Here is an 8,707-nt window from a genome sequence, read left to right on the forward strand (position 1 = left end):
TTAATCCAGTACCACACCGTAGGCGAAGAGGCAGTAGAACAGCATGCCCAGGTAGAACACGGCACCGAAGCCGATGATCGCGTTCGACCACCACCTCGGGCGGATCGGTTTCGGCAACATCCTGTTGTTCACCAGCAACAACGTCACACAGTAGGCACCCATGGCGAACGAGGACAAGAACGCCAGGATGTCGAGGATCCCGCTGGGTCCGTCAGCGGGTCCGAACAACAGGATGAGGATGCCGAAGGTGATGACGCCCCACAGGAACCCGGCGTAGAGATGCGACATGCGGAATCGCCGCGCGCCGGGAATGTTGAAGTAGGTCATGTCCGCCTGTCCTCGCGAGAACGAGTCGAACAGACCGAGTGTGGCGTTCAACCCGATCAGTGCGATGAACCCGAAGAACACCCCGCCGAGGAGCGACCCGCCCGCCGACGCGAACGCATCCGACATGGCGCGTAGCGCCGCGTCGCGGTCACCGCCCTCGATGAGGGTCTTGACGTTCGGGTTCTCCCGCGACGCCGACTGGGCGAGCACCGTGAACGACACCGTCACCAGCATCGTGATGCCCCAGAACAACAGGAACGCGTCGAACGTCACCCACTTGCGCCAACCCCGCCACTTCTCCATCTCCTTGGGGTCGGACGTGTCGAACATGAACCCGCGCGCGGGTACCTGTTCCTCGTCCTTCGCGCTGCGCAGACCCCGGACCTTGGGCACGTGCGCACCCATGCCGGCGCCACTTTCCCGCAGGTGCAGCGTGTACCACATCTGCTGCATGCCCGACGGGCCCGCGAAGGCGATCGACCCGACCACGATCGGGAACCACGTCTCGTTCAGCATGCCGTCCGGGACGTACCCGAAGGCGAACATGCCGCCGAGCGTGCTGCCCAGGTCGCCCCAGCTGCCCACGATGGACGCGATGATCGCGGTACCCACCACGAGCAGCCCGATGAGCAGGCCCAGCACCTTCTCGAGCAGGTCGTAGATGACACTGGCCAGGCTGAAGATGATCCCGACCAGGATCAGGGCAACGCAGGCGGTCACGACCCACGGAATGCCCGTTATCTCCTCGAACGCCGAGGCGCCCGCGGAGAGGTGTCCCGGCCAGATGTAGACCAGGATCGCCGTCACGAAGAAGAACCACATCAACGGTTTGAACACACGTGCCGCACCGGTGAAGATGCTCTCCCCTGTGGCCATCGCATAGCGTGCCATCTCGAGCATCACCACCGCCTGGATGGTGACACCGATCAGGAACAGCCACCTGATCTCCGGTCCGAACACCAGGACCAGACGGGGCCACATGTACGACTCGCCCATACCGACGCCGAGCGCGACCAGGAAGACGGTCGGCCCGAGGAGGTGGATGGACGGTGGCGCCTCGGGAAGCGGACGGATGGGCATCGGCTCGAGCCCCCCGGCTCGCCAGACGCGTTCTTCACCCGCCCCCGCGACGGTCGCCTCGGCCGCGCCGCTGCCCGAGGACAGCCCCGCGCCCGGGGGGTTGTGAGAATCCACCATTGGACCTCCAGAAATCACTTCGTGAAGCGGGTTTCCGCGGCCGCCACACCCTCACGTCCGCGGAAGGACCCGCTTCCTGCCGCCTGCCTGTTGACCCCTGCTCGATCACCCATCTTGCGGGTCGGTCAGCCTCGGCCGGCCCCATTGACCGCCGTTCCCTCCGCGGTCAAGCTCGTAATCAACTGCCGATGAGGCCCGCGGCCCGCGCCCACCGGTACTTCGCGCCCAGCACGGCCACGGGACGTTCCGTGGTGTACGGGTACGCGACGACCCGGTGGTCGAAGAGGTAGTCGCACGCCTGCTCGACCTCGGTGTCACCGGCGAGCGACGCCACCACGGGCTTGTCGATGCCCTTGGCTCGGTACTCCTCCACCACCTTCGCGGTCAGCTCGGCGAAGACCATAGGCGGCGTGACGATCGTGTGCCAGTAGCCCAGGATGAGCGCGTGGATGCGGTCGTCCTCCAGGCCGAGGCGGATCGTGGCCTCGTAGGTCGACGGCGGCTCGCCACCGGTGATGTCGATCGGGTTGCCCGCGGCCCCGAACGGGGGAATGAACTTGCGGAAACCCTCGTCGAGGTCCGGCGGGATGTCCATCAGCGACAGTCCCTCCGCGACACACGCGTCGGACAGCAGCACACCAGAACCACCCGCACCGGTGATGATGACGACGTTCTCGCCCTTCGGCGTGGGCAGCAGCGGAAGACCGCGGGCGTACTCGAGCATCTCGTTGAGGCCCGGGGCACGCACCACCCCCGCCTGCCGGAGGATGTCGTCGTACACCTTGTCGTCACCGGCGAGCGCGCCCGTGTGGGAGCTGGCCGCGCGGGCGCCCATGTCGGTGCGGCCCGCCTTCAGCACGACGACCGGCTTCTTCTTGGTCATCCGCTTGGCGGTCTCGACGAACGCCCTGCCGTCCTTGAGGTCCTCGAGGTGCATGGCGACACACTGCGTGTTGTCGTCGTTCTCGAAGAACGTCAGCAGGTCGTCCTCATCCACGTCGGACTTGTTGCCGAGGCCGACGATCGCGGACACGCCCATCTTGGTGGTGCGGGCGAAGCCGAGGATCGCCATGCCGATGCCGCCGGACTGCGACGTCAGCGCGACGCCGCCCTTCACGTCGTACGGCGTGCAGAACGTCGCGCACAGGTTCTGCGGCGTGTAGTAGTAGCCGTAGATGTTCGGGCCGAGCATCCGGACCTTGTACCGGTTGGCGATCTCGACGATCTCGTCCTGCAGCTCCTGGTTGCCGGTCTCGGCGAACCCGGACGGGATCATCACGACCGCGGTGACGCCCTTCTCACCGCACTCGGTCAGCGCGGCGGGCACGAACTTCGCCGGTACCGCGAACACCGCGACGTCCACGTCACCCGGCACGTCGCCCACCGACTTGTACGCCTTGCGGCCCATGATCTCGTCGGCCTTGGGGTTGATCGGGAAGATCTCCCCCGCGTAGCCGCCGTTGATCAGGTTCTTCATGACCGAGTTGCCGATCTTGCCGGCCTGGTCGGACGCGCCGATGACCGCGACGGAACGCGGGTTCATCATCGTGTTCATCGCCCGCAGGATGTCCTCCTGCGAGTGCTGCACGGGCCTGGCACGCTCCTCGGTCTCCAGGAGGATCCGCACGTCGGCCGCGACCGCGCCGCTCGCCGACGCGAACACGGGGTTGAGGTCGAACTCGCTGATCTCCGGGAAGTCGTCGACCAGCTGCGACACCTTCGCGATCACGTCGGCGAGCGCGTCGAGGTCGGCGGGCTCGGCGCCGCGGGCACCCTGGAGCACCTCGGCGGCCTGGATGCCGGTGACCATCGACCTGGCCTCGGCGTCGTCGACCGGCGCGAGCCGGAACGTGACGTCCTTGAGCACCTCGACGAGCACGCCGCCGAGGCCGAACGCGACGACCTTGCCGAACGTGCCGTCGGTGGTGGCGCCGACGATGACCTCGGTGCTGCCCGCGCCGCCCACCATCTCCTGGATCTGCACCCCGGTGACGTCCGCGTCGGCCTTGTAGGCCTTGGCGTTCGCCAGGATCTTCTCGTACGCGGCGCGTACCGCGTCCGGGCCCTCGACGCCGACGATGACGCCGCCCGCCTCGGTCTTGTGCAGGATGTCCGGGGAGACGATCTTCGCCACCACCGGTTTGCCGATCTCCTCGGCGAGCTTCGCTGCCTCGTCCGCGGACGTGGCGAGACCCTCACGCGGGGTGGGGATCCCGTACGCGTCGCAGACCCGCTTCCCTTCCGGGGCGGTCAGCGAGTCCCGGCCCGCGGCCTTGACCTCGTCAAGTACCTCGCGAACCGCCGCCTTGTCCACACCGGACAGTGTGGAACTGGTCGCTACGCTCATGCGCTGAGTCGCCCCCTTCCCTCGTCGCGTGCTCGGCGCTGACGCGCCTGCGCGCGCTCCTCAGTCCAGGCGGCGACCGCTCCTTCGCGCCGCTCCCGTGTTGCCGTCATGATCCTCAGATCACTCCACTCGCCTTGAGTTCGGCCATCTCGCTCTCGGAGATGCCGAGTTCGGTTCCGTAGATCTCTTGGTTGTGCTCCCCCAGGAGCGGAGAGCGCTTCACCTCGGCCGGGGAGTCCGACAGCTTGATCGGCATGCCGACCGTCGTGAACTCGCCGCGCTCCGGGTGGTCGACCTTGACGACGATCTCGTTGTCCGACAACGACTCGTCCTCGATGATCTCCTTGGTCGAGAGGATCGGCCCGCACGGGATGTTGTGCTCGTTGAGCATCGTGAGCACGTCCCACTTGCCGTGTGCCGACGACCAGTCCTCGATCAGCTGGAACATCTTGTCCAGCTTGGAAAGCCGCACCTCCGGCGTCGCCCACTCGGGGTCGTCCGCCAGCTCCGGCCTGCCGATCAGCTTCGTGATCGGCGCCCAGCCCACCGGCTGGACGATCACGTAGATGTAGTCGTTCGGGCCGCCGGGCGCGCACTTGATCGCCCAGCCCGGCTGCCCGCCGCCGGACGCGTTGGCGGAACGGGGCACCGAGTCGCCGAACTCCTTGTTCGGGTACTCGTTCAGCGGGCCGTGCGCCAAGCGCTGCTGGTCGCGCAGCTTGACCCGGCACAGGTTGAGCACCGCGTGCTGCATGGCGACCGTGACGCGCTGGCCCTGGCCGGTGTGCTCCCGCTGGTAGAGCGCGGCCAGGATGCCCGCCACCGCGTGCATGCCGGTGCCGGAGTCACCGATCTGCGCACCGGTCGCGAGCGGCGGCCCGTCCTCGAAGCCGGTCGTGGACATCGAGCCGCCCATGGCCTGCGCGACGACCTCGTACGCCTTGTAGTACTTGTACGGGCCGTCGCCGAAGCCCTTGATCGACGCGTAGATCAGCTTCGGGTTGATCTCCCGCAGCTTCTCCCACGGGAAGCCCATCCGGTCCACCGCCCCGGGACCGAAGTTCTCCGCGAGCACGTCGAACTTCTTCACCAGCTCGGTGAACAGCGCCTTGCCCTTGGGGTCCTTCATGTTCAGCGTGATGCTGCGCTTGTTGGAGTTCAGCATCGTGAAGTAAAGGCTGTCGACGTCCGGCAGGTCACGCAGCTGCTTGCGCGTGATGTCGCCGGTCACCGCCTCGAGCTTCACCACGTCCGCCCCGAGCCACGCCAGGATCTGTGTTGCCGACGGTCCACTCTGGACGTGGGTCATGTCGAGAACCCGCACGCCCTCCAGTGCCTTGCGCATGTGCAAGCCCCTTTACTTGTACATGGTCTGGTTCATCGTCCCCGGCGCGTAGACCTCGGGGTCGACCCAGACGTTGATCAGCGACGGGAGACCGCTCTCCCGCGCACGTTCCAGCGCGGGGCGGATGTCCTTCGGGTCGCGGACCTCCTCGCCGTAGCCACCGAGCAGCCGCGCGAACTCGTCGTAGCGCACGTCGCCGAGCGTGTTGCCGACCCGGCCGCGGTCCGCGCCGTACTTCTGGATCTGGCCGTAGCGGATCTGGTTCATCGACGAGTTGTTGCCGACGATGCCGACGAACGGCAGGTTGAACCGCACGAGCGTCTCGAAGTCGAAGCCGGTCAACGAGAAGGCGCCGTCACCGAAGAGCGCGACGACCTCCTTGTCGGGCCGGGCGTACTTGGCCGCCATCACGAACGGCACGCCGACGCCGAGCGTCCCGAGTGGACCGGGGTCCATCCAGTGGCCGGGCGACTTGGGCTGCACGACCTGGCCGGAGAAGGTGACGATGTCGCCGCCGTCGCCGATGTAGATCGAGTCCTCGGTGAGGAACTCGTTGATCTCGTGCACCAGCCGGTACGGGTCGATCGGCGCGGCGTCCGAGAGCTGGCGCGGGAGGCGCTTCTCGTAGGCCTGGGTCTCGACCGCGCGCAGCTCCTCCAGCCAGGCCTTGCGGGCCACGGCGCCGTTGTCGACCCGGCCGGACGCGGCCTGGGTGACCGCGGCGAGCACGGCGCCCGCGTCGCCGACGATGCCGAGGTCGATGTCGCGGTTCTTGCCGACCGTGCGGTAGTCGAGGTCGATCTGCACGACGGTCGCCGTCTGCGACAGCCGCTTGCCGTAGCCCATGCGGAAGTCGAACGGGGTGCCGACGATGATGATCAGGTCGGCGTTCTGGAACGCGTAGCGGCGCGAGAGCTGCAGGTGGTGCGGGTCGCCGGGGGGCAGCGTGCCGCGGCCGGAGCCGTTCATGAACGCGGGCACGTTGAGCGCGCGGACGAACTCGACGGCCGCGTCGGTGCCGCGCGTGGTCCACACCTGGCTGCCGAGCAGCACGCACGGCTTCTCCGCGCCGACCACGAGGTCGGCCAGCCTCTCGATGGCCTCGGGGTCACCGGACGATTTGGTCGAGGCGCGGTAGGCGCCGGCCTTGGGGATCCGCGCCTTCTCGAGCGGCACCGACGCGTCGAGCACGTCGCGCGGGATCTCGAGGAACGACGGGCCCGGGGCGCCGTGGAAGCACTCCCGGAAGGCCATCGACACCAGGTCGGCCGCGCGCTCGGTGCTGGGCACGGTCGCGGCGAACTTGGTGATCGGGTTCATCATGTCGACGTGCGGGAGGTCCTGCAGCGACCCCATCTTGTGCTGGGAGAGCGCTCCCTGGCCGCCGATCAGCAGCATGGGGCTCTCGGCACGCAGGGCGTTCGCCACGCCGGTCACCGCGTCGGTGGTACCGGGGCCCGCGGTGACGACGGCACAGCCCGGTTTGCCGGTGATGCGTGCGTACCCGTCCGCCGCGTGGGCGGCCACCTGCTCGTGGCGTACGTCGATGACGTCGATGCCCTCGTCGACACATCCGTCGTAGATGTCGATGATGTGGCCGCCGCAGAGCGTGAAGATCACGTCCACGCCCTCGGCCTTGAGCGCCTTCGCCACCAGATGCCCGCCGGAGATCATCTCGGGGTTGCCCTCCGAGGTACCGCCCGGCGTCTGTGCCTGTGAAGCCATCTGTGTCGTCATCTCCTTAAAGGTGGACTTGGCGCATACTGCATACCGTATGACTCTAGTGAGGGGGAAGGTCCAGGTCCAGGTCTCTTCAGTCGCGCCAGTCGCAGGTGGGGCCTGACCACTTTTCCGCGAGGTCCGCGAGCCGCGCGGCAGCCTCCCCGCGATCCGCGCCGCGACCGACCGCGACGCCGAGCAGGTAGACGGCCATGACCGCGGCGGGTTTCGCCACCGCGCGCTGCACATCCCTCGTGAGGGCGAGCAGTTCCGCGATATCGGCCTGACCTGCTGGTATGCCGAGCTCGCCAGCGGCCTTCGAGGTCCAATCCGCGATGTCGTCCATGCTCACCACTTCTCGTTTCGCCTAACATCTCATACTGTATGCAGTAGACCCTTTGAATACAAGAACGGAGCTTGCGGTGAAAGTTGCTGTTCTTGGGGCAGGCGCCATCGGCGCGTACGTCGGTGCCGCTTTGCACCGGGCGGGCGTCGAGGTCCACCTCATAGCCAGAGGTCCCCACCTGCGGAAAATCCAGGAGTCGGGGGTTCGCGTCGTGAGCCCCCGAGGTGATTTCGAAGCCCGTCCGCACGCCACCGACGACCCCGTGGAGGTGGGTCCGGTGGACCACATCTTCCTGGGCCTGAAGGCGAACCGGTACGCGGACGCCGGGCCGATGATCAAGCCGCTGCTCGGTGATGAGACCACCATCATCGCCGCGCAGAACGGCATCCCGTGGTGGTACTTCCACGGGACCGAGACCAAGTACCGGGACTACCGGATCAACAGCGTCGACCCCGGCGGCGCGGTGAGCGCGGCGCTGCCCGTCGAGAGAGCGATCGGCTGCGTCGTCTACGCGGCGACGGAGATCGAGTCGCCGGGGGTGATCAAACACCTGGAGGGCACCAGGTTCTCCATCGGCGAGCCGACCGGCGAGATCTCCGCCCGCTGCACGGAGTTCTCCCAGGCGATGATCGCCGGTGGCCTCAAGTGCCCCGTCGAGCCGGACCTGCGCAAGGACATCTGGCTCAAGCTCATGGGCAACATCGCCTTCAACCCGATCAGCGCGCTGACCCGCGCGACGATGAAGGGGATCTGTCAACACCTCGACACCCGCGAGGTCGTGGTCCGCATGATGCGGGAAACCCTCGACGTGGCGGCCCGCCTCGGCAGCTACCCGGAGATCTCCATCGACCGCCGCATGGCGGGCGCCGAGAGAGCGGGCGAACACAAGACGTCCACACTCCAGGACCTGGAGAAGGGCAAACCCATGGAACTGGACGTGATCCTGACAGCAGTGGTCGAACTGGCCAACCTGACCGGCGCGGAAGCCCCAACGCTACGAGTCGTCTCCGCACTAGCCGACCTACTAAACGAACAAACCTGCAACTAACCCACCCACCACCCCCACCCCACGAGGCGCGCACCCCCCAGGTGCGCGCCTCGCCCCATCCCAAAACACCGCGAGTCGCGCCCCCGAACACACCGAGTAGGACGATTCGTGCACACCAGCCCCCCGCGGACCAGCACGAACTCGACAACTCACCCAGCGCGAGCACGCGACTCGCCGTGCCTGAACACCGCGAGTCACGCGCCCGAACACACCGAGTAGGACGATTCGTGCACACCAGCCCCCGGCAGGACCTGCACGAAATCGACAACTCGGCCTGCGCGAGGGGCCTATCCCATGATCGGTGTTTCCGGCGTTGTTGATCAGTAGGTCTCGGCTCCCGGCCAGCGGTCACCGAAGGTGATGGCGAAGGCGTTGATC

Annotated in this window: 6 protein-coding genes; 1 reads left to right on the forward strand and 5 read right to left on the reverse strand. The window is 67.2% G+C overall.

From position 1 onward, the window contains the following. The 5 genes from ACIBVP_RS40700 to ACIBVP_RS40720 all read right to left on the reverse strand — a co-directional run bounded on the left by ACIBVP_RS40700 (position 1) and on the right by ACIBVP_RS40720 (position 7,281). Positions 1 to 1,524, reverse strand: a complete 1,524-nt coding sequence (locus tag ACIBVP_RS40700; protein WP_396111901.1) for an Nramp family divalent metal transporter — start codon at positions 1,522 to 1,524, stop codon at positions 1 to 3. Between the two features lie 178 nt (positions 1,525 to 1,702). Further along, complete coding sequence (locus tag ACIBVP_RS40705; protein WP_396111902.1) at positions 1,703 to 3,871, reverse strand: acetate--CoA ligase family protein; 2,169 nt, start codon at positions 3,869 to 3,871, stop codon at positions 1,703 to 1,705. 115 nt (positions 3,872 to 3,986) lie between these two features. Beyond that, positions 3,987 to 5,216 carry a formyl-CoA transferase gene (gene frc, locus ACIBVP_RS40710; protein WP_396111903.1) on the reverse strand — a complete coding sequence of 410 codons (1,230 nt, stop codon included), beginning with the start codon at positions 5,214 to 5,216 and terminating at the stop codon, positions 3,987 to 3,989. A 12-nt stretch (positions 5,217 to 5,228) separates the two neighbouring features. After that, positions 5,229 to 6,941 carry a thiamine pyrophosphate-binding protein gene (locus ACIBVP_RS40715; protein ID WP_396111904.1) on the reverse strand — a complete coding sequence of 571 codons (1,713 nt, stop codon included), beginning with the start codon at positions 6,939 to 6,941 and terminating at the stop codon, positions 5,229 to 5,231. Positions 6,942 to 7,029: 88 nt separating this feature from the next. Further along, positions 7,030 to 7,281 (reverse strand): DUF6457 domain-containing protein, encoded by a 252-nt coding sequence (locus ACIBVP_RS40720; protein WP_396111905.1) that lies wholly within the window; start codon positions 7,279 to 7,281, stop codon positions 7,030 to 7,032. Between the two features lie 76 nt (positions 7,282 to 7,357). On the opposite strand from ACIBVP_RS40720, the gene ACIBVP_RS40725 reads away from it, so the two are divergent. Further along, positions 7,358 to 8,329 carry a 2-dehydropantoate 2-reductase gene (locus ACIBVP_RS40725; RefSeq protein ID WP_396111906.1) on the forward strand — a complete coding sequence of 324 codons (972 nt, stop codon included), beginning with the start codon at positions 7,358 to 7,360 and terminating at the stop codon, positions 8,327 to 8,329. The last annotated feature ends 378 nt before the right edge of the window (positions 8,330 to 8,707 follow it).

The organism is Actinophytocola sp. NPDC049390 (assembly GCF_044466355.1).
Lineage (GTDB): Bacteria > Actinomycetota > Actinomycetes > Mycobacteriales > Pseudonocardiaceae > Actinophytocola.